We start from the raw sequence: 19580 nt of genomic DNA, 5'->3' as shown, positions 1-19580 counted from the left end.
TGATTAATCAGGCGTTAACGTGTACCGTAAACAACAATAGTTTTACCGTGTGCGGAGATCAAGTTTTGATCTTCTAGCATTTTCAGAATGCGACCAACCGTTTCGCGGGAACAGCCAACAATCTGGCCAATTTCCTGACGCGTGATTTTGATTTGCATTCCGTCCGGGTGGGTCATTGCATCTGGTTGTTTCGCCAGATTCAATAAAGTTTGGGCAATCCGGCCGGTAACATCCAGGAAAGCCAGATTACCGACTTTCTCAGAAGTTGTTTGCAAACGGTTTGCCATTTGGGCAGATAAACGCATCAAAATATCCGGGTTTACCTGAATCAGTTGACGGAATTTTTTATAGGAGATTTCAGCTACTTCACAGGCGCTTTTGGCCCGTACCCAGGCTGTACGCTCTTGCCCCTCTTCAAATAATCCAAGTTCACCAATGAAATCCCCCTGATTTAAATAGGAGAGGATCATCTCTTTGCCTTCTTCATCTTTAATCAAAACCGCAACAGAGCCTTTTACGATGTAGTAAAGCGTCTCTGCTTTTTCGCCTTGATGAATAAGCGTACTTTTAGATGGATATTTATGAATATGGCAGTGTGACAAAAACCATTCAAGAGTGGGGTCTGTTTGTGGCTTGCCGAGAACCATTCGTTTCATCCTCTGTTGTTATCGCTGCCTAAATAACACGAGAATCTAAAAGTTTCTCGTCAGGCTGGCTTATAAAGACACTAGCTTAACATTAGTTTGTTGAAAAACCGACAGGTAAGGGTTTTATATAGGTTATCTGAAATTTGAACCCTAGGGTATTGATCTTAACCTATATATACCTAGCCCACTTCTGTTTTTAACACAGGAAAAGGTTTCTGTCTTGTCTTGTATTGTTTCAGCATAATAAACCGCTCATTAGATTGCTAGCTTAATACTGAAAGAGTAGGCTTGGATGCAAAGAACGACTTAAGAGGTATTTATGCAAGCGCGGGTAAAATGGGTTGAAGGATTGTCTCTTTTGGGGGAGTCATCTTCCGGTCATCAGATCATGATGGATGGTAATGCCGGCGATAAGGCACCGAGTCCAATGGAAATGGTATTAATAGCAGCCGGTGGTTGCAGTACGGTTGATGTAGTTTCTATTTTGCAGAAAGGCAGGTATGACATCAGAGATTGTGAAGTAAAATTAACTTCCCGCCGTCGTGAAGAGGTGCCACGCTTGTTTACTCATATTAATCTGCATTTTATTGTTACGGGTAAGGATTTAATAGATAAAGCGGTTGAACGTGCAGTCATGCTTTCCGCGGAAAAATATTGCTCTGTTTCGTTGATGTTGGGGAAATCAGTTGAAATTACCCACAGTTTTGAAATTAAAGAGATAGATTGAGAAATTATTTTTGATTAAAAAATAACAACAGGTAACTAATTATCTCAGTTACCTGTTTTTTTAACTGAATAATATAAGATGCAAATTTTAAGTACTGGATTTGTTAAATTGACCTCAGGCGCTGATTAACAAATCTTTTCCCCTTCCAGTAATCGCTGTACCAATGGCGTCATAATTAATTCCATTGCTAATCCCATTTTTCCACCGGGGACCACGATGGTATTAATGCTTGAAACGAATGAGCCTTGTAACATTGCTAACAAGTATGGGAAATCAATTTGAGTCAGATCACGGAAGCGGATGACAATAAAACTTTCATCCAGTGATGGAATGGCTTTGGCTGAGAATGGATTGGATGTATCAACGGTAGGGACACGTTGGAAGTTGATATGTGTTCGCGAGAATTGTGGCGTAATGTAGTTAATATAATCATCCATAGAACGCACGACGGAATCCATCACAGCTTCCTGCGAGTGTCCTCGTTCTCCGGTATCGCGGACAAGTTTCTGTATCCATTCAAGGTTGACAATCGGCACGACGCCCACGAGCAGATCAACATGACTGGCAACATTATGTTGTGGTGTGACAACGCCGCCGTGCAGACCTTCATAAAACAGCACATCAGTCTGCTTGGGTAAGGATTCCCACGGCGTAAAGGTACCGGGGAGCTGGTTGTAAGGGACGGCATCGTCATAGGTATGAAGATATTTCCGACGGCGGCCTTCACCGATTTCACCATAATCGATCATGGTTTTTTCCAGCATGCCAAAATCATTGGCTTCTGGCCCAAAATAACTGATATGCCTGCCTTGCTCTTTGGCTTTACGGATTGCGGCATCCATTTCAGGGCGGGTGTAACGGTGGAAACTATCTCCTTCTATCTGCGCGGCACTGATGTTAAGTTGCTGGAAAATCTTACGGAAAGCTAAACTGGTTGTTGTTGTTCCGGCACCGCTGGAGCCGGTAATTGCAATAATCGGATGTTTGACAGACATTCAGTAAACTCCATAATGTTAAGAATGGAACATTTCTTTTGGCACAATATTGATGCTCTCATGCAGTTCAGACCACACCAGCATAACATCTCCCCGTTTCAACTGACGGCGAATGTCAGCGACCTTCTGCTCCAGCGATTTTTCATCTTCTCCATAATCAGTGCCTTCCCGCAAGATAAAACTCTCTATCAAATTTAGCAGAGTTTCTGGTTCCAGTTGTTGCCACGGAATAATCATTGTGGTTGCTCCAGATAAGATGACAGCCAATTTGGGATGCGTTGTTCCAGCCACATTTGTGGTTTCTTCAACGAACCACTGACAAAGCCGACATGTCCACCATATTCTGTCATTTGATATTCAATATTTTTGGGTAACATTTTGAGATCAGGGACAACTTCCGGCGCCATAAAAGGATCGTCTTTAGCATGAATAATCAGCAGTGGCACAGTAATATCAGGCAGACGCGGCAGAGCACTGCACTGGCGGTAGTAGTCCGCTGCATTTTTAAAGCCGTGGATTTTTGCGGTTACAATTTCATCAAATTCTCGAATATGTTTCAATCTTTTTACCTGAGACAGATTAATGGGGAGTGAACCGGGGTAGCGTAACAATTTACGGGTGGCATTACGTTTCAGGCTATTAAGTAAATAGCGTTCATAAACCTGAGAAAATCCTTTTTCTATCCGCAGGGAACAGGCTGCCAGCATCAGAGGAGCAGAAACAATAACGGCAGCATTGATCTGAGCATCTGTTTTTTCTTCTGCCAGATAGCAGGCCAGCATATTACCGCCGACTGAATAACCTACGGCTGATGTGGGGGCATCACCGTAGGTCTGTTTTAACCAGCTTAGAAAATAACGGGCATCGCTTGTTTCGCCAGAATGATAGAGGCGTTTTTGGCGGTTTGGTTCACCACTGCATCCGCGGAAATGCATGACAACACCAAGCCAGCCTTTTTTCTGGCAGACATGAAGTAAACCGTGGGCATAAGGGCTGTGAAAACTGCCTTCCAGACCATGAAACAGGATCAGTCGTGGCTTATGTGCTGCGGTGGCGGGATCTTCACTCCACGCCAGATCAACAAAATCGTTATCCGGTAAATTAAGTCGTTGCCAATAGGGTTGCAGTTCAGGATACCGCCGCACCAGACGCGGGAGTAGTGTCTGCAAATGCGGATTACTGGCTCCGGTGAGAGGACGAAAGATATCAGTCATAATGGTTTCGAGTTAAATTGATTAGTTATCTTGTATGGTGAATAACATACTGATATTTTCTGTGAAAGGGAAACGCCATTATTCAGGATGAAAGGTAACTCTTCATGACAGCAAGCCTAATTTTTTCATTAACAGCTTTTTTGTTTATTTCTTCCATTACGCCGGGGCCAAACAACATGTTGCTGACGTCATCAGGCGCTAACTTCGGCTTTATCCGCTCTTTGGGATTGCTCTTTGGCGTTGTTCTGGGCATGCAGACGATTTTATATCTGGCTGCTTTCGGAATAGCGGCATTGCTATTGATCTATCCTGCTATTCACACGGTTATGAAAATTGCAGGTAGCCTCTATTTGCTGTGGTTGGCATGGAAAACAGCAACAGCCAGTTACCGACGTCTGGATACCAAAGATAGCGCTGTTATTAAGCCAGTGCGGTGGTATCAAGGTTGGTTATTGCAGTTTTTGAATCCGAAGGCCTGGCTGATGGGGTTGGGTGCGGTTGGCAGCTACAGTATTGCTGGTGATCATTACCTCTATTCCATCATCGTGATCAGTGTCGTGGTGATGTTTATTAATTTCTTGTGCGGCCTGGTGTGGGCGGGTTTTGGTTCGCTGATAGGGACGTTACTCCGTAGTCGCAATGCTTGGTTTCTGTTCAATATCATGATGGGCGTATTAACGGCAACTTGTGTGCCATTAATCTGGATTGGGTAATTTAACCTCAGCTTCGTTTAAAAATAGCGATATCACAATCCCGTAAATTCAAGCTCGGTTTTTTAGGTTGGAATGTATAAACAATTAAGCCAGCGACGATTTCCAATAAAAAACCGAGCTGACTGCGGTGTCTTGAATGCGCTATCTGAGAAATATTTTTGAGCTGATCCACGACCGTTTCTATCAAAAATCGCCTTCTTAACATCAGCTTATCCCAGAGAGATAACGCTTTTGCCTTCATGTTACTACGGACATGAGTGATTAACGTTATTCCTTCTGCTTCCAGTTCATCGCACAAGGCCTGTGACAAATACCCTTTATCGCCACAAACACCCTGTTAACCTTTGTACCCGCGCTTTGACGGGATGACGATCATCTTTATTTCCTGAGGTCAACTTAACCGCCAAAAGTTCACCACAATCATTAATAACCAGATGAAGTTTAAAGCCATAAAACCAGCCGGTACGGGTTTTCCCTCGCTGTGCGACGCCCTGAAATACGCGATGACGGAGAATACGGAGGTTGTGACAAACGGCAATTTTAGTTGAATCAATAAAAGCGCTCCTCTGGGTTTCAGCCTTGCGTGACGAAAGAAAAGCACAGAGAGGAATGAACTCCCTTTGCTTTAAGGTTAACATCCGGGTGTAGCTGACCAACCGGGGAAAATCGGCCTGAAGATAGTGTTTAATATGCTGAATATAAAACGTTTTAAAATCACGATAACGGCTCATGTGGAATAAAATGAGGAGCGTCATCACTTCACTGAGAGAAAGGGAAGCTTCGCGGCGACGTTTGAACAAACCATTTTCAATTAACTGTTGATGCCAGAGAGGAATAAATTTTTGGCAAAAGTCATCGACACAGCAGTAAAGTTCTTCTAAATTAAACATGCCTGAGGATCTCCACGATTTTGTTTTCTATACAAAAACTTTGATCGTGCCTCAGGCTCTTAGTTCCTTTTTTCTTTCCTTTCTTAAGCAGAGTTCAGGTTAATTAATGCTCATCAGGGGGCAGCTTTCGGATTGACTGGACTGGATGTACCTAATACTTAGGAGGGCAAGTTATGTATAGTAAGATCTGTCTATGTGATAAATGTGGTAAAACGTTGGGTTTCGGCACTTATCCTCCTGATGATGGTTCTGCATTTATTTGCGTATATACCGAGGGCAGTAACCAGCTAAACATATCTATCTGCAAAGTATGCTTTGTTCATAAACAGGATCTTTAGCGCCAACCGGTTATTTTAGCTAGAAAAAAGGCTTTATTTATGATCTGATAATTGTCGCCAAACAAAATACCGAGATCAGAGAATAAAGCCGATGACAATTATCCCCACAAAACTTCAGTTAATGCAATTCTTCAGTGACGTTTTTCTTGAAAAAACCGCCCGCCGATGTGGCTTTATGGAACGACTCAGAAATATTGGGCCACAGTCTCTGGTTCTCAGTCTGATTGCCGCACTGAGTAAAGGAAACTGCACCTCCATCGCTGACCTGCACCGGCAATTTAACGGCATGTGTCTGAGTGAAAAACACACTGTCGCCTATAAACCCTTCCATAATCAGTTGCGTAAAAGCGCCTTCGCCGATTTTATGAAGACACTGGTAACGTTCGCCATGGCTCAGTTGACTGAAAAAGCTCTGCCCCCCTTACCCAAAAAATTCGGCCAGTTTGACGATATCCTCTTGCAGGATGGCAGCTCATTCAACGTTCATCCCGAGTTAGCCGGGGTTTTTCCCTGTCGTTTCAGTCCCCTGAAGGCGGCGGTTGAGTGCCATATGACCCTGTCTTTGTTCAGCCCATCGCCATGACGGTGACCGCAGACACGGCATCCGAGCGGGCTTATCTGCCTGCCCCTCACACCTTACGCAATAAATTGCTGCTGGCGGATGCCGGTTACGTGGATTTCGGGTATTTCGAACAACTTTCCCTGTCCGGGGGGGCATTTATCGTGCGGGGAAGCCAATCGCTTAATCCCCTGATTGTCAGCGCCCGAAATGGACAGGGACGACAATTACCGACACTGGCGGGCAAAAAACTCCGGGAGATTAGTCGCAAAAACAACCGTGCTGAAGTGCTGGATTTCACCTGTCGGCGTGGCCGATTCGAATTTCGGGTCATCCGGCGTTGGTTTGCGGAGGAAAAACGCTTTTGTTTTTGGCTCACCAATCTGCCGCCCTCCCACTTTACCGCCGATGACATCATGGCGGTCTATCGCTGTCGCTGGCAGGTCGAACTGCTGTTTAAGGAACTAAAATCCCACACCAACTGGACAGGTTTTGCGACCGGCCAGAAAGCGATAGCGGAAGGGCTCATCTGGGCAAGTCTGCTGGCGTTGATAGTCCGGCGCAGTCTGGCGAGGCGGTTTTTGCCTTCAGTTTCCTTTCTCAAGGCCGCCAAAAATGTTGATGTCTGGTTATTGCCGATATTGGGCGCGATTATTCATCATGCCGGGTCGGAAATAGAATCCCATCTGGATTGGGCCCTGAAATATCTCGCCAAAAATGCGTTGAAGTTGCCCCAAGGAAAATCCAATAAAAATAATGGGTTGGAGGGTATTTTCGAGAGGCTTAATACTTAAGGTTCAGTGTATGATGCTTTGTTAGCGTAATTACGTTAACTCCAACATTGAAATGTTTTCACCAAAGCAAGATACCCAGTTTCACCATGTGATATTCAAAAGAAAAAGATAATGAACGTATATAATAAAATAGTACCAAACGAATTTGATGTGCCATTATTGGTATATGGCAATGGCTTTATTTTACGGCCATTAAGCCCGAAATACGCCAATATCGACTATGAAGCCGTAATGAAGAGCCGACCGATTTTAAAAGATATCTTTTCTGACGACTGGCAGATGATATCAAAAGTTGGGAAGATAACTTGCGTTATATCGAAGAAGATTATAGCGATTTCCAACAACGAATTGGCTTCTCTTATATTATTCTTGATCCTTCGGAATCTCATTGCCTTGGGTGTGTATATATATTCCCCTCACTTTTTGAGGGATATGATGTAGCTATTTACTACTGGTTACATATTAATATCCTGAATTCAGCACTTGCTTATGAAATAGAAACTTTCATTCGTAAGTGGGTGCAAGAACATTGGTGCATACCACACCCTGCTTATCCTGGGCGAGACATACCTTGGCCTGAGTGGCTGCAACGAGAAAGGAAGACTTTTGCTGGCACTATTGCAAATAGCACAGATGTCAGCAAATAGTTATATTTAACCCCATCATCTTGGGGTTTCTTGGAAAAACGAGCAATGCTGTATGCTAGCGAAACCGATATCAACTAAACAATCACCTACTTAAAGTAGCAACTTTCTTTAATATCCTGATTTCAAAGGATTCGCATGTCTGACGTATTAACTCACGTACTCAGCTTGCGACTTCTCCTGTCAGCACCTTGCATCTGTATTTCGTTACCCACACCAAATAGTATTCAATCTGAAATAACGTGTGGCTGTCATATCTATAATCCATGTTGCACCTCCGGCACAACATAGTACATCATCAGGTTAAATCGACATTTTTACTGCCAAATAGCAAAGTCATTACAAAACCACTGATATAAGCAACCACTAGCCCGGCGGTGTACACTGTCATTCCGACAAAAATACCGCTGTTCGAGGTCATCAGTGGCAGTGCTACCAATCCAGATGGACCAAAAACCGTATTCAACCCAACAGGTAATCCCAAATAGGCGACCAAACCGATAAAGAAACCGCCGGCGGCACCGCCCAAACAGGCGGTAATAAAGGGCTTGATTCGCGGCAATGTTACCCCATAAATCAAAGGTTCACCAATACCGAGCAGACCTGGAATAATGGCGCCTTTTATTTGCGTACGCAGCAGAGAGTCTTTTTTCGCTTTGACATACAGTGCCAGCGCTGCACCAACCTGTCCGCCGCCCGCCATTGCAAGAATTGGGAACAGAGAATTAAAGCCTTGTGCCTCCATTAGTGCGAAATAGACGGGAACAAACCCTTGGTGAATACCAAACATAACAGCGAGTAAAAATAGCCCAGCCAATATCGCCGTGCCAAAAGGATTGCCGTTAAGGTTAAGGAATAACCATGACATGCCGCTGAACAGATAACTCCCCAGCGGCATGATAAAGATAAAGGCAATGGCTCCCATGATTAGCAGAGTAATAGCCGAAGTGAGGATCATATCGAGGTTATCCGGGATAATCTTACGAACTTGCCGTTCTACCCATGCTCCCAAAATAGCGGCGATAAGAACGCCGATAATATTGCCGCGCGGATCGATGCTATAACCAAAGAAAGTAGCAATACCGGAATAAAAACCGCTGGTGGCATCCGGGTTATAACTGAGTACAAACAGCGAAGCAATAATGGCGCCATTTATTCCTGAGCCGCCAAATGCTTTTTGCGCGTTATAACCGATTAGAATACTCAGAAAGCTGAACATGCCTTTACTGAAAACTTTCATATAGCCGATGATTTCAACCAAAATGGTATTAGGGTGTTCAACACCCTGAATAGCTATCTGTTCAAGTAAAGTAGCAAAGCCGAGAAGCAGACCAACGGCAATAAAACCGGGGATCAATGGCGTAAAAATGGTAGCGAATTTGGTCAGGAATTTGTGTACAGCACTCACCTGTTTCTCTTTAAGTTGCTTTTTATTGGCAGAAGCAATATCGGTTAAATCAGTGCCGCTTGGTTTTGATTGTTCTGTATGGGGAGAAGAAGTTAGCAATTCATTCATTATTTCAGCCGCAGCTAGAGTCTTTCCCGGTCCAAGCACAATCTGCAACTGATCGTCGCTTTCGACAATACCTAACACATTGGGGATCTGTTTTAACCTGGTTTTATCCACTTGCGTATAATCATGCAATGTCAATCGCAGACGGGTCATACAGTTGCCGCATTGCGCTACATTATCTGCATTGCCGATAGCTTTAAGGATCTGGGCAATGACTGTCTGATTAATTTTAGCCATCTTCTTACTCCTTCTCAGCAGAGGAAGTGGTTACCGAACGGCTGAGATCGTCGGTCGAATAAAACCGTGATGTTTTTCCAGTAAAGCCTTTGCTTGTTGAGCATTGACGCCCGCCAGAATCATCACAATGGCGGTTTTACAATGTCCATCACATTCAGCCAGTGCCTGCTCCGCTCGTTCACGGTTACATTCTGCGGCGGCCATAACAATATTTTTCTGCCTTTCAACCAGTTTGGCATTCGTCGCTTCTACGTCCACCATCAGGTTGCCATAAACTTTACCTGTACGGATCATGGCGCCGGTGGTCAGCATATTCAGAATTAGCTTTTGGGCTGTACCGGCTTTCATTCGTGATGAACCTGTGACGATTTCTGGCCCAACTATCGGTGTAATGGCGATATCGGCTGCTTGTGTCATCGGGCTTTCCGGGTTGCAACTAATGCAGACAACGGTGGCGCCAACGGATTTCGCATACGCCATTGCACCCAAAACATAAGGTGTACGGCCGCTGGCGGCAATGCCAACCAATACATCTTTTGAGTTAAAGTTTAGCGCTTGAAGATCATTTGCGCCCAGTTGTTGGTTATCTTCTGCATTCTCAACCGCATGTAGAATGGCCTGATGTCCTCCGGCAATCAATCCAACCACTTGTTCTGGTTTGGCGCCATAAGTGGGTGGGCACTCACTGGCATCCAAAATCCCTAACCGGCCCGATGTACCGGCCCCGATATAAATTAAACGGCCTCCCTGACGAAATGCTTCGACAATTTTGTCTACCGTTTCAGCGATTTTCGGCAAAGTTTGCTCTACAGCCAGTGCGACTTTTTTGTCTTCATCGTTAATCAGTTTTAGCATTTCAAGGGTTGGCAGAGTATCAATGTTGGCACTAGCTGAATTGCGACTTTCGGTAACTATATTGTTGAGATTGATTTTCATATTGTTTTTCTGATGGAATATTCTTGAAATGATAAATAGTTATTTACTCTTCTTTGTCATAAAGAGCAAATTTGGTCAGTGTTTCGATAAAAGCGATAGCTTTGTGAATGCATTTTATAGGTTGTAGAGCAAAAAGGGTTATAAATCGGGAAAGATGGTATATACCCGTCATCTTTCAAGTTGCCTCTTTGTTGGCTGCGCTTACTCACCCCGGTCACATAGTTATCTATGCTCCCGGGGATTCGCTCCCTTGCCGCCGCGATGCATCTTGAAATCTATAGGGTATAGTTTCTGAATTTATTGAAATAATGAATTAGGATATTAATATGAATGAAAAAAGAAGGGTTTTTAGTAAGGCATGGTTCAAGGATCTTTTTTTATATGGATTAAAGATCTTTTGTCGGACACAATTCCCTTTATGGTGATTATAGCTTGGTCGGCTATGGCCGCAGGTTGTTTTCCAGATATGTGGGGTCGATTGACATTATTGGGTATTTTTGTTGTTACCATTTTTGTTTTTTGGCGTATTAGTAAGAGTTAAGCATATATATTTGTATATATCCGTCATCTTTCAAGTTGCCTCTTTGTTGGCTGCACTTACTCACCCCGGTCACATAGTTATCTATGCTCCCGGGGACTCGCTCCCTTGCCGTCGCGATGCATCTTGAAATCTATAGGGTATATGCTTAACTCGGTTTATTTTCAATAAACTCTATCATCCCATATACTATAAGCAGATGTGCCGGCGGTTATATGATTCCAGGATATAGATCTATATTTGAGAAAGACTTTTTCGTATGGCATCATTTCATTATTGTTTATTGAATTCGGGTAGACGCAAGAAATGTCAACAATACTCGCTTCTATTAATTTGACCTCATAGAAAAGTTCTAACTGTCCAGCGAGATTTGTTCTGTAAAAGAAGAAAATCGCATTCAGTAGTTCGTTTGAAGATATTGCGGCTGCTAACAGCGGGGATGATTTATCTATTGGCTTGATAAATTGTATCGGGTGATGAGCGACATTTTTTTCGCGAGTTATCGTGTGATTTAAATTCAATACCTGTATTTGATCTTCGTGCCCCTTTTGGTATCGGTTTCCTATAGAGTCTAGCATTGAACAACCGGCAGAAATTAAACCTTGTTTCTTACCCTCTAAAGATAAATAAATTATATGTGACATAAGTAATTACCATGCAAATTCTTTAATTGAATTACCTAAGACTGTATGTTTAGGCGGTGAAAGTACGACCTTAACACTAAAATATAAAGAAATTAATAGTTCAATGTTGAATTTTTTTCTTTAAGGATAGCAATAGTGATATAAAAAAATAGTGATATAAAAAAAACGGGCTTGAAATTTTTTGCTATTATATAGTCGACATGGCTATTTTTTATGTAATATAGTGCTACATCCGAGCTTTTAATTGTTAATAGGGTTAGCCGTATGAACGATAGAGATAGAGAACAGTTATTACAACAACTCACGGACGTATTAATGAATAGTCCGTTAATCCCAGAAGAAAAATTGGCAATGATGATGATGCAGTGTTTTAACCTATTGCTGTCAACGCAAGCCTGTGCGATCGACATGAAGATTTCAGATGGCCGGGTTCTTTCACTCAAATTGGAAACTCCGGCGGTTAAACACTAATGCGATGATTTTAAGAATATGGAAAGGGCTTCACAATGACATATAAAAAGTACAACCCCTCTTGGGAGGGCTGTATGGGGGATTTCCTGAGAGGTCATGTTGGGACTAACCAATTAAAACCTCAGCATGAATTCTTTGATGCTATTGGTCTCGAAAAGCAGCTAAGGGAGAATACAACCTATATTGCGCTACTCTCGTTAGATGAAGCGAAAGATGTTCTGGAAGATATTGATTCGCCAAAACCCAAAAGTCCATTTATAAAGAAAATATTTGAGATTACCGATCCCATATCGCCATATGCAGGTAACATACATGATTCTTTTGATCTTTTTAATGTTATAGGAGAATTTAAGAAATTAGGGATTAAAGCGACAGAGTATGTTGGTAAAGACGGGAATAGATATATCAAAATATCAGGTTATGCGGGAGTTAGGAAAATCATCACTGCTTCAAGATATAAAGCTTCTAACATGAAGGTGATATCTATGGGGATTGGGCAGCAAGGACTGAATAGTGGCATAGTTAAGGGAATGAAATTCAGTATATTCTTTTCCGCAGCTTATCGAACGGTTGAGCTTATATTTAAGGATGAATACACTCTGGTTGATTTCTTAGGTAATATTGCGGTAGATTTGGCTAAGACAGTAATAATAGCTTTTGTTTCTTGGGTTATTGGGTCTTTGATAGTAACTACGTTTTTGGCTGGTGCTAGCATAATTGCAGTGGCTGGTATTGTGTTTGGTATAGGTTTTGGAATGACATATGCACTTGATTCTTTGGATAAAAAGTTTAAAATTAGCGAAACTGTTATTAATTTAATTAGAAAAGAAATGGAGAGAAAACCAAGAGCTCCAGAAGCTGATCTTAACCAAATTTTTCATAATTGGGGGAGATATGGTAAATAATAAAATAATACGTATTATTTGCGCAATTTTTTCATTGGCTTTAATGTCGTTTTGTATGTTTATAGTAAGTGAAGATTTATTTTCGTTAATTTTAATGGATGAGAAAATAACATTTTCAGGTGGTGTTTCCATTTTCTTTTTTTCTTTTCCTTTAATTTCATATTATATTATTTTGGTTATCTTTATTAATATAACTGGTCGTTATCCAAAGAGTTACGATATTTTTAATAAATATTTTGGTTCGATAGCCATTATTTCATTTTTTTTAAGTTTTCCTACATCTTTATATGTGAATTATAAGTTAAAAAGTGATGGTTATTTAGTATGTTCAAGAATATCCTGGATGTCGCCGAATACCTATGTAAAAGATATTAAGCTATGTGACTGATATTTTTATTTAATTTATTCATGATTGGGGGCATTATGAGAAAAAAGGCTATACATATCATCTGTGCTCTTTTTATTTTCATTCTAACGTCATTCACTTTATTTTTAACAGGAGAAAATTTAATTTTTTTAATTAAAATGGATGAAAAAATAATATTCTCAGGTGGTGTTTTTATGATATTTTTTTCTTCTCCTTTGGTTTTTTATTATGTTATTTTTGTTGTTTTTGTTAATATAACTGGTCGTTATCCTAAGCATCATGATGGTTTTAACAAATATTTGGGGACGATAGCTATTGTTTCATTTTTTTTAGGTTTCCCTACATCTTTATATGTGAATTATAAGTTAAAAAGTGATGGTTATTTAATATGTCCAAGAATATCCTGGATGTCTCCAAATACCTATGTAAAAGATATTAAACTATGTGATTGATATCTTTAATTTAATTTATTCATGATTGGAGGTGTTATGGAAAACAAGAGAAAGATTATACATATTATCGGTGCTCTTGCTATTTTTATTTTAGCTTTATCCACTTTCTTCTTGACAGTGGGAAATATAATTTCTTTAATTGAAATGGATGATAAAATAACATTTTCAGGTGGTGTTGTTATAATATTATTTTCTTCTCCTTTGGTTTTATATTATATGGTTGCAGTTATTTTTGTCAGTATAACTGGTCGTTCTCCAAAGCATCATGATGGTTTTGTTAACTGTTTTGGGTCGATAGCCATTATTTCATTTTTTTTAAGTTTTCTTACATCTTTATATGTGAATTATAAGTTAAAAAGCGATGGTTATTTGGTGTGTCCAAGAATATCTTGGATGTCGCCGAATACTTATGTGAAAGATATTAAACTATGTGATTGATATGCTAAATATAGTCGTGGATAAAAAAAGAAAAATAATTCATATTATTTTGGCGATTTTTGTATTGTCCTTGGTATCTTTAGGTATGTTTGCTTCTGTTGATAGTCTACTTTCATTGATTACAATGGCTGAGATAATCTCTTTTTCCAATGGGATAATAATTGCGTTTTTTTCTTCCCGTTGGTTTTTTATTTCTTGATTTGTTCTATTTATTTAAATTTAACAGAGCGTGTCCCAAGGTATCATGATGCTTATGTTAAATATCTTGGTGTGATAGCTATTGTTGCGTTTTTTGTGAGTTTTCCTATATCTTTTTATGTGAATTATAAACTGAGAAGTGAGAATTACTTGATATGCCAAAAGATATCTTGGATGTCACCGAATAAATATGTAAAAGATATTAAGTTATGTGATTGATATTAGTCTTATTGGTAGGGTGAGGCGAAAAATGAATCTAATATAGTCGTCCTAATTTTTATTTAAAAATGAGGGTTAATAGTTATATTTTAAAAATGATGTTTTCCAGATATATTTCGCTATCCTATATAGTAGCAAATACATGCCGCAGAATGCATAGGAGTTACTATAGGGAAAACACCTAAAAATCGGGAAATTTATTATCTTCTAACGCATTTAATTTAAATGAATTATTTAATCACTTATCTTAGAGAGCAGAAAGGAATTATGGTAAAAATAAATTATATCAACATTTTTATAATAAATTAATTGATCATCTTATAATTGTTGTTTAATCTCTATTTAATTAATTTCAGTTAAGTCTAAATGATTTAGTTTATTATTGAAATAATAACGTAAGAAAGTATGAAAGATAAACCTGAATGGTGGAGATATGGATATACGTAATCTCAAAGCTTTTATCGTGTTAGCTGAAACACTTAATTATCATAAGGCTTCTCAAATACTACATATTTCTCAACCTGCACTGACTAAGAAAGTTAATGCACTGGAAGCGGAATTTGGGGCTCTTTTGTTTTCCAGAGGACCAGGTGGTACTCGGTTGACTGATTTTGGACAAAAAACTTTTGAGAATGCTCAGAAATTACTGGGTCATTTTGAGCAATTTCAGATTCAGGTTAATCATGATTTGCAAGATGATGCGCCACATTACCTTTATGTTAGCTCTTGTTTTCCTATTTATGATTCTGGAAAAATGGAAGAGCGGATTTTTCTAGGTAGGAAGGAAAAAGCCGTGCTTGTGCTAATTACTGGTTTGACATTTGAGCAGCAAATGAATCTATTAAACTCTGGTTTATTACATATCGCCATTGTTCCTCTACCATTAACTTCATCACTTATGCCTAGAAAGATTTTTACTGAAAAACTCGTTTACCTTTTTAAAAAAGGCAGTGATTGGTTTCGGCATTTTACAGCATTAAGCGCTGAAATGGCATCGTTGTATCAGCTTATTGACATGGATGAGAATGATATACCAATTGATTTTACTGATGGCATTAACGCATTTTCTATTTATGATAATAGTATGAATTTAATGTTAAAAACGAATGATATTATGGTAATGATTGAGCTGATAATTAAACGCAATGGTTTTTCTTTAGTGCCGGAAAAAGTTATCCGCTCAATTCCATCACAATATTTGGATTTATTAGAAGTGTTAAAAACCGATATGGAGATTGATTTTGGTATCTTATGGAGTCCAGTTATCGATTATGAATTGATAAATGAAGCGGAGTTATTATCTTCTCTGATTGATAATGTATGAATGAGGGATCATAGCTTGGTATTTTTAATGTAAAATAAACCATTGCTAATTTAATGTTATTATATAGACGGGAGGAATAAATCAGATATCATAGTTGGTTATTTAAATATTACTATTAATAGTAAGTATTTTATAGGTTATAATCAATAATATTTTATCAATTCTCCAATGGTATAATTGGTTTGAAAGAATTAGAAGTTATTAATAGGGATTATCTCCTAGTATATGTAAAAATATCGCAATGTAGAAGGGGGGAATGTTGTTATTGATTATCTAACCTCTGGTTAAATAAGAATAATTTTGTTATGTCTGATAAATCTATCATTATTATGGGGGGATAAATCAGGTGAATATGAAATTGATGATGCCATGGGTAAATCCAAGATATAAGGATGTCAAAATAGTTTATTTTTACTGAGGTTTAATCCCCTTGAGGTGATAGACCAAGACCGTAAACGGGGTTACTCCTTTCGGCATCGGCAAGTTGCCATACACGACCTTAGCTAAAGCGTAGGCATCAACTTCTGCCTCTTCACCCAACAATGGAAGCGCCTCACGCACTACGGCTGGTATATCATCGTCAGCGGTAAGTGTCAGTGTCGGAATAGTGCTTAAAGTGGCGCCATCAACAATCTGCTCAGACAAAGCCAGCGAAACCGGTGCATCCTGATCCTTAATAGGGTGACCTTTCTTGACCACAAAGTACACCAAGCCATTGACTTTCTTTGCTGGCTTGCGTCCGGCAGTTTTCTTCGCAATCAGAGCTTCTCCCATCTTAACCTTGGCATTTACCTGTTTTTGTAATTGCTCCGCAAAGGTCAGGTAATATTTATCCATATCACTGCGTTTAAGCTGCATGCGATTGCGTAATCCATCAGTTAATCCGGCAGTCACTCGAACAGGATCTAGAGACAACCCACTGTCTGCATAACTGACCAGTGTCTCTTTTAGCCCCGAAGCCATCGCTTGGCCCACTACATAGTCACGCTTACGGTTATCGCTATCGAGCGGTACACGCACGGATTTACTGGCTTTTACCGCTCGATCATTAGCTTGCACTAGTTGATAACGAGTAGAAACCAATGCCGTCTCTAACTGCATTCGGGCAATGTTAGCTTCTCTGAACTGTTTACGCACGGCCTCTAACTGCGTTTGTGCTTCTTTGAACTGATGCTGCGTAGCCGTCAGCAGGGTCTGGTGGTCACTTAACTGTTTTTGTAACGTATCCTTCTGCTTCTGCACTTCTACCCTGACTGATTGGTGGTCAGATAGCTGCTTACGGCTCTTCTCTAGTTCAGTCTGGGAAGACTTCAACTCTGCGATACTATCGGTAAGTTGTCTCTTAAGTGAGGTAACCTGCTGAGCTTGGCGCAAAGCATCCTCAGTGGCACGGTTAGCGTCAGTCTGAGATTGAGCGGCTAACTTTGCTGTCAACGTCGTAAGCTTAAGGTTCAGCTTTTCCATCTGAGCCTTAAGCTTACGATTCTCTGCACGCAATACTTTACGGGCTGCTGCTTCGCTACCACCGGACGAGGCCCCCATACCAACAAGAATGGATGTTCCAACTGTATGTTTTGATGCACTTCTGTTTGAAGATGTCTCACCCGATTTGGACTGTTGCGCCATTAGTGTACTCAGACCATAATCAGAATTACTGGCGCTTTCCATCAAGCTATCCACCGAGAACGCGTCGCCAGGAGGGGTATAGTTTCCACTTTCTGCCGCACTCACAATATCAATCGTTCCCAAAAAACCAATTAACAACCAAGTACAGCGACGAAGATGCATTCGTATACAATTCATTGTGCCTCTACCTGATTAATTAGTGCCAATGATAAGTCGTTCTTTATACGATAACACAAACTGGTAAGGGCATACTGATACTTAGGACGTACTAAGTCATTGATATCCTGACTGATCCCGTTAGCTACCGCCAAATATTGACTACCCGTACGGGCAATGCGATCAAACTCGGCTTTGTAGCGTGTGTATTTAGCGCCGCTGAACTGCTTCAATGCCTCCAACTCGCGAGTACATTGTGCCAGTTTGCCGGAATTGCTGTCAGCAGAGGGCTGCATAGTTCCGGCAAAACGACAATCACCGCTTCCAGATTCAGGGGGTAATGAAGAATGAACCAATGTCTTAGCGATTGACGATACTTTTATTTTACTTGATGTCGGAACTCTCTTTGGTGTGAGCTCTTGAGCACATCCTGTTAAAAGGAATGCGGCTGCTAATAGTAGGTAGAAATAACAACCATAAGATACAATGCAGTGCCTTGTTATTTTCCGAACCTGCAACATCACACATATATGTTTAAGAACAAACACGTTATTCACCTTATTACTCCCCAGCATCATTATCATCAAAACTAATTAAAAGCCATAATCACAATAACATCTCCCGAATAGGCACCTGCATCAACTTTACCCAATGATTGAAGTTTGGATGAAAAAGAAAATGAATAGAGATTATTTCCACTTACCGTTATTGGAACACCATTCCAAGCATTTGAGCCATTGATATCCACATCGGAGTAAAGTGTTTTTTCAGGATTTAAATAAATAAACTTTTCACCTGTTGAGGATTTTGTATATAAAGTCAGGTTAGCTGGCAATGTGCACTGCACATTTCCTGTTATTGTTTTCTTATTCCCGTTGAGATTTTCTTGCCCCAAATCACCATGATCAATAACAGATGGCAAATAAAGACTGCAAGATTGCTTGACTGACGGCACCTTGCCACAAACACTACCAGGCCACTGCTGTGCATCTGAACGATGTGGATCAGGTTGGTGTAGAATATAAAACAATCCTATACAATCTGCCTCAGGGGATCGCAAAAGGAACTCTGCTCGATATGGCAACGGAAATGCTTTTTTGTACTCCCTGGCTACCTCCTTCCTAGTCTTAAATTGAGAGATTCTAAGACAATGATTATCCAGTACACAGCTACCATACATCCCCGGGTTTACAGGGGCAATGCGATATTTCACATCTGGACCAACATAACAAAACACAGATTCGTAACATGGGTTTCGGTCGGTATCATTTTCCGTCCAGTCAACTACTTGTAGAACTACACGAGTGTCTGAACCGCTTTGGTACATATCAATAGGCGTAACAAAGGCTCCTGCATTTACCTCTATAAATGGAACACCAGCCAATGTCATGAAAAAAACAAGATAGAAAAAGCCCCTCATATTCCCTCCATTTCACTCATAGTCCAACATAAACGTCGAAATAGCCGAGAACTTACCAAATACTATTGAGTGATTTTTGATAGCAGAAGGTTCCCCTTGCACATAGGCTTTAAAGTCCAGCGTGGCATTGCCATTATTTAAACTGTATTTTTTAACAGTCTTGTTTATCGAAATAGGTTCTCCAGCCAGAGATTCTATTCCAACCGCTGCCCCTGATGCTTGACTTCCCGGTTGAAAAGCCAAAAACCCAGGAAGCTCATTATTTTCCTTACCTAGAAATTTTATATTCACCTCCCGAGCTCTTGTCACATCACAGTTTATGAGGTGAATTGAAAACGTTTTACTATGACTACGTTCATTTTGATAAAGGTGTTTTCCGAACACTGTATCGAAGTCCACGGTAATTGCATCATCTCCAGGCTGGATACCGCAAGCTTCTCTAAGTACATTAACTTTTATACGAACAATGGATTCAAATTTATCCTTCGCATCACACTCTGAGCTTATCGAAAGCAAGAACAACAACGCTATAAGAACATGTAATCGGTTACACCGACACAAGGACGGTATCAGTCCATCTCGATCTGGCTTTAGGATGGTGTTCATACATGTCTC

General features: G+C 40.4%; 22 protein-coding genes and 3 pseudogenes. 12 read left to right on the top strand and 13 right to left on the bottom strand.

The genetic code is table 11. The features are described from left to right. Positions 1-14: 14 nt before the first annotated feature. Positions 15-647 carry a cAMP-activated global transcriptional regulator CRP gene (gene crp, locus ACGF5R_RS14795; RefSeq protein WP_010848517.1) on the bottom strand — a complete coding sequence of 211 codons (633 nt, stop codon included), beginning with the start codon at positions 645-647 and terminating at the stop codon, positions 15-17. A gap of 319 nt (positions 648-966) precedes the next feature. Between crp and ACGF5R_RS14790 the strand changes: the two genes are divergently transcribed. Continuing rightward, a complete protein-coding gene (locus ACGF5R_RS14790) occupies positions 967-1374 on the top strand; it encodes an OsmC family protein (RefSeq protein WP_112878130.1) in 408 nt (135 codons plus the stop codon). Between the two features lie 125 nt (positions 1375-1499). Here ACGF5R_RS14790 and ACGF5R_RS14785 read toward each other — a convergent pair whose 3' ends face one another. The 3 genes from ACGF5R_RS14785 to ACGF5R_RS14775 are packed head-to-tail and all read right to left on the bottom strand — an operon-like array spanning position 1500 to position 3583. Then, positions 1500-2369, bottom strand: a complete 870-nt coding sequence (locus tag ACGF5R_RS14785; protein WP_112878129.1) for a phosphoribulokinase — start codon at positions 2367-2369, stop codon at positions 1500-1502. An 18-nt stretch (positions 2370-2387) separates the two neighbouring features. Continuing rightward, a complete protein-coding gene (locus tag ACGF5R_RS14780) occupies positions 2388-2606 on the bottom strand; it encodes a YheU family protein (protein ID WP_112878128.1) in 219 nt (72 codons plus the stop codon). Continuing rightward, the gene (locus tag ACGF5R_RS14775) at positions 2603-3583 is read right to left on the bottom strand and encodes a hydrolase (RefSeq protein ID WP_112878127.1); all 981 of its coding nucleotides are present in this window, start codon (positions 3581-3583) and stop codon (positions 2603-2605) included. The genes ACGF5R_RS14780 and ACGF5R_RS14775 overlap by 4 nt, the downstream gene beginning before the upstream one ends. A gap of 104 nt (positions 3584-3687) precedes the next feature. On the opposite strand from ACGF5R_RS14775, the gene ACGF5R_RS14770 reads away from it, so the two are divergent. After that, entirely contained in the window at positions 3688-4296 is a 609-nt protein-coding gene (locus ACGF5R_RS14770) for a LysE family translocator (protein ID WP_387691436.1), read from the top strand. A 7-nt stretch (positions 4297-4303) separates the two neighbouring features. Here the strand turns inward: ACGF5R_RS14770 and ACGF5R_RS14765 are convergent. After that, a pseudogene (locus ACGF5R_RS14765) lies at positions 4304-5186 on the bottom strand (IS982 family transposase). 173 nt (positions 5187-5359) lie between these two features. On the opposite strand from ACGF5R_RS14765, the gene ACGF5R_RS14760 reads away from it, so the two are divergent. The 3 genes and pseudogenes from ACGF5R_RS14760 to ACGF5R_RS14750 all read left to right on the top strand — a co-directional run bounded on the left by ACGF5R_RS14760 (position 5360) and on the right by ACGF5R_RS14750 (position 7524). Continuing rightward, complete coding sequence (locus ACGF5R_RS14760; protein WP_387691434.1) at positions 5360-5524, top strand: hypothetical protein; 165 nt, start codon at positions 5360-5362, stop codon at positions 5522-5524. A 91-nt stretch (positions 5525-5615) separates the two neighbouring features. Then, positions 5616-6877 (top strand): annotated as a pseudogene (locus ACGF5R_RS14755) (IS4 family transposase). Between the two features lie 305 nt (positions 6878-7182). Further along, the gene (locus ACGF5R_RS14750) at positions 7183-7524 is read left to right on the top strand and encodes a hypothetical protein (protein ID WP_240000867.1); all 342 of its coding nucleotides are present in this window, start codon (positions 7183-7185) and stop codon (positions 7522-7524) included. A gap of 94 nt (positions 7525-7618) precedes the next feature. On the opposite strand, the pseudogene ACGF5R_RS14745 reads toward ACGF5R_RS14750, so the two are convergent. The 4 genes and pseudogenes from ACGF5R_RS14745 to ACGF5R_RS14730 form a co-directional block, all read right to left on the bottom strand. Continuing rightward, positions 7619-7789: pseudogene (locus ACGF5R_RS14745) on the bottom strand (transposase); the annotation flags it as partial. 30 nt (positions 7790-7819) lie between these two features. Beyond that, on the bottom strand, positions 7820-9271 hold the full coding sequence (murP, locus tag ACGF5R_RS14740; protein WP_262981364.1) for a PTS N-acetylmuramic acid transporter subunit IIBC: 1452 nt from the start codon (positions 9269-9271) through the stop codon (positions 7820-7822). 30 nt (positions 9272-9301) lie between these two features. Continuing rightward, positions 9302-10207: an N-acetylmuramic acid 6-phosphate etherase gene (gene murQ / locus ACGF5R_RS14735; protein WP_112879336.1), complete on the bottom strand. Its 906-nt coding sequence runs from the start codon at positions 10205-10207 to the stop codon at positions 9302-9304. 702 nt (positions 10208-10909) lie between these two features. Next, complete coding sequence (locus tag ACGF5R_RS14730; RefSeq protein WP_112879337.1) at positions 10910-11389, bottom strand: Hcp family type VI secretion system effector; 480 nt, start codon at positions 11387-11389, stop codon at positions 10910-10912. 264 nt (positions 11390-11653) lie between these two features. Between ACGF5R_RS14730 and ACGF5R_RS14725 the strand changes: the two genes are divergently transcribed. The 7 genes from ACGF5R_RS14725 to ACGF5R_RS14695 all read left to right on the top strand — a co-directional run bounded on the left by ACGF5R_RS14725 (position 11654) and on the right by ACGF5R_RS14695 (position 15763). Next, positions 11654-11860 (top strand): hypothetical protein, encoded by a 207-nt coding sequence (locus tag ACGF5R_RS14725; RefSeq protein WP_088373465.1) that lies wholly within the window; start codon positions 11654-11656, stop codon positions 11858-11860. A 35-nt stretch (positions 11861-11895) separates the two neighbouring features. Then, positions 11896-12765: a hypothetical protein gene (locus ACGF5R_RS14720; protein ID WP_192881053.1), complete on the top strand. Its 870-nt coding sequence runs from the start codon at positions 11896-11898 to the stop codon at positions 12763-12765. Further along, entirely contained in the window at positions 12755-13153 is a 399-nt protein-coding gene (locus ACGF5R_RS14715; RefSeq protein ID WP_112879338.1) for a DUF1240 domain-containing protein, read from the top strand. The genes ACGF5R_RS14720 and ACGF5R_RS14715 overlap by 11 nt, the downstream gene beginning before the upstream one ends. A 35-nt stretch (positions 13154-13188) precedes the next feature. After that, a complete protein-coding gene (locus ACGF5R_RS14710) occupies positions 13189-13584 on the top strand; it encodes a DUF1240 domain-containing protein (protein ID WP_112879339.1) in 396 nt (131 codons plus the stop codon). Between the two features lie 36 nt (positions 13585-13620). Beyond that, positions 13621-14022, top strand: coding sequence for a DUF1240 domain-containing protein (locus ACGF5R_RS14705; RefSeq protein ID WP_262981363.1), 402 nt, complete (start codon positions 13621-13623; stop codon positions 14020-14022). Between the two features lie 180 nt (positions 14023-14202). Continuing rightward, positions 14203-14439, top strand: coding sequence for a DUF1240 domain-containing protein (locus ACGF5R_RS14700; protein ID WP_315903395.1), 237 nt, complete (start codon positions 14203-14205; stop codon positions 14437-14439). A 433-nt stretch (positions 14440-14872) separates the two neighbouring features. Beyond that, a complete protein-coding gene (locus tag ACGF5R_RS14695) occupies positions 14873-15763 on the top strand; it encodes a LysR family transcriptional regulator (protein ID WP_112879340.1) in 891 nt (296 codons plus the stop codon). Positions 15764-16174: 411 nt separating this feature from the next. On the opposite strand, the gene ACGF5R_RS14690 is transcribed toward ACGF5R_RS14695, so the two are convergent. Genes ACGF5R_RS14690 through ACGF5R_RS14675 form a run of 4 tightly spaced genes read right to left on the bottom strand, consistent with a single transcriptional unit; the run spans position 16175 to position 19571 of the window. After that, positions 16175-17566, bottom strand: coding sequence for an FKBP-type peptidyl-prolyl cis-trans isomerase N-terminal domain-containing protein (locus ACGF5R_RS14690; RefSeq protein ID WP_262981362.1), 1392 nt, complete (start codon positions 17564-17566; stop codon positions 16175-16177). After that, entirely contained in the window at positions 17563-18102 is a 540-nt protein-coding gene (locus tag ACGF5R_RS14685; protein WP_387691431.1) for a hypothetical protein, read from the bottom strand. The genes ACGF5R_RS14690 and ACGF5R_RS14685 overlap by 4 nt, the downstream gene beginning before the upstream one ends. A gap of 32 nt (positions 18103-18134) precedes the next feature. After that, positions 18135-18965 (bottom strand): hypothetical protein, encoded by an 831-nt coding sequence (locus tag ACGF5R_RS14680; RefSeq protein WP_387691429.1) that lies wholly within the window; start codon positions 18963-18965, stop codon positions 18135-18137. Positions 18966-18977: 12 nt separating this feature from the next. Further along, positions 18978-19571, bottom strand: a complete 594-nt coding sequence (locus ACGF5R_RS14675) for a fimbrial protein (RefSeq protein WP_387691427.1) — start codon at positions 19569-19571, stop codon at positions 18978-18980. Between the last annotated feature and the right edge of the window lie 9 nt (positions 19572-19580).

This window comes from Photorhabdus sp. RM71S (assembly GCF_042879355.1).
GTDB classification, from domain to species: domain Bacteria; phylum Pseudomonadota; class Gammaproteobacteria; order Enterobacterales; family Enterobacteriaceae; genus Photorhabdus; species Photorhabdus kayaii.
Note: the sequence above shows the minus strand (reverse complement) of the source record. Positions and strands in the feature narration are given on the sequence as shown.

Bases quoted from the DNA above. Each gene is read 5' to 3' on its own strand.
- ACGF5R_RS14770 (WP_387691436.1), top strand. From the start codon at position 3,688: ATGACAGCAAGCCTAATTTTTTCATTAACAGCTTTTTTGTTTATTTCT.
- murP (WP_262981364.1), bottom strand. From the start codon at position 9,271: ATGGCTAAAATTAATCAGACAGTCATTGCCCAGATCCTTAAAGCTATC.
- ACGF5R_RS14680 (WP_387691429.1), bottom strand. From the start codon at position 18,965: ATGAGGGGCTTTTTCTATCTTGTTTTTTTCATGACATTGGCTGGTGTT.
- ACGF5R_RS14715 (WP_112879338.1), top strand. From the start codon at position 12,755: ATGGTAAATAATAAAATAATACGTATTATTTGCGCAATTTTTTCATTG.
- ACGF5R_RS14720 (WP_192881053.1), top strand. From the start codon at position 11,896: ATGACATATAAAAAGTACAACCCCTCTTGGGAGGGCTGTATGGGGGAT.
- murQ (WP_112879336.1), bottom strand. From the start codon at position 10,207: ATGAAAATCAATCTCAACAATATAGTTACCGAAAGTCGCAATTCAGCT.
- ACGF5R_RS14705 (WP_262981363.1), top strand. From the start codon at position 13,621: ATGGAAAACAAGAGAAAGATTATACATATTATCGGTGCTCTTGCTATT.
- ACGF5R_RS14710 (WP_112879339.1), top strand. From the start codon at position 13,189: ATGAGAAAAAAGGCTATACATATCATCTGTGCTCTTTTTATTTTCATT.
- ACGF5R_RS14675 (WP_387691427.1), bottom strand. From the start codon at position 19,571: ATGAACACCATCCTAAAGCCAGATCGAGATGGACTGATACCGTCCTTG.
- ACGF5R_RS14760 (WP_387691434.1), top strand. From the start codon at position 5,360: ATGTATAGTAAGATCTGTCTATGTGATAAATGTGGTAAAACGTTGGGT.
- ACGF5R_RS14690 (WP_262981362.1), bottom strand. From the start codon at position 17,566: ATGAATTGTATACGAATGCATCTTCGTCGCTGTACTTGGTTGTTAATT.
- crp (WP_010848517.1), bottom strand. From the start codon at position 647: ATGGTTCTCGGCAAGCCACAAACAGACCCCACTCTTGAATGGTTTTTG.
- ACGF5R_RS14695 (WP_112879340.1), top strand. From the start codon at position 14,873: ATGGATATACGTAATCTCAAAGCTTTTATCGTGTTAGCTGAAACACTT.
- ACGF5R_RS14780 (WP_112878128.1), bottom strand. From the start codon at position 2,606: ATGATTATTCCGTGGCAACAACTGGAACCAGAAACTCTGCTAAATTTG.
- ACGF5R_RS14725 (WP_088373465.1), top strand. From the start codon at position 11,654: ATGAACGATAGAGATAGAGAACAGTTATTACAACAACTCACGGACGTA.
- ACGF5R_RS14775 (WP_112878127.1), bottom strand. From the start codon at position 3,583: ATGACTGATATCTTTCGTCCTCTCACCGGAGCCAGTAATCCGCATTTG.
- ACGF5R_RS14790 (WP_112878130.1), top strand. From the start codon at position 967: ATGCAAGCGCGGGTAAAATGGGTTGAAGGATTGTCTCTTTTGGGGGAG.
- ACGF5R_RS14730 (WP_112879337.1), bottom strand. From the start codon at position 11,389: ATGTCACATATAATTTATTTATCTTTAGAGGGTAAGAAACAAGGTTTA.
- ACGF5R_RS14785 (WP_112878129.1), bottom strand. From the start codon at position 2,369: ATGTCTGTCAAACATCCGATTATTGCAATTACCGGCTCCAGCGGTGCC.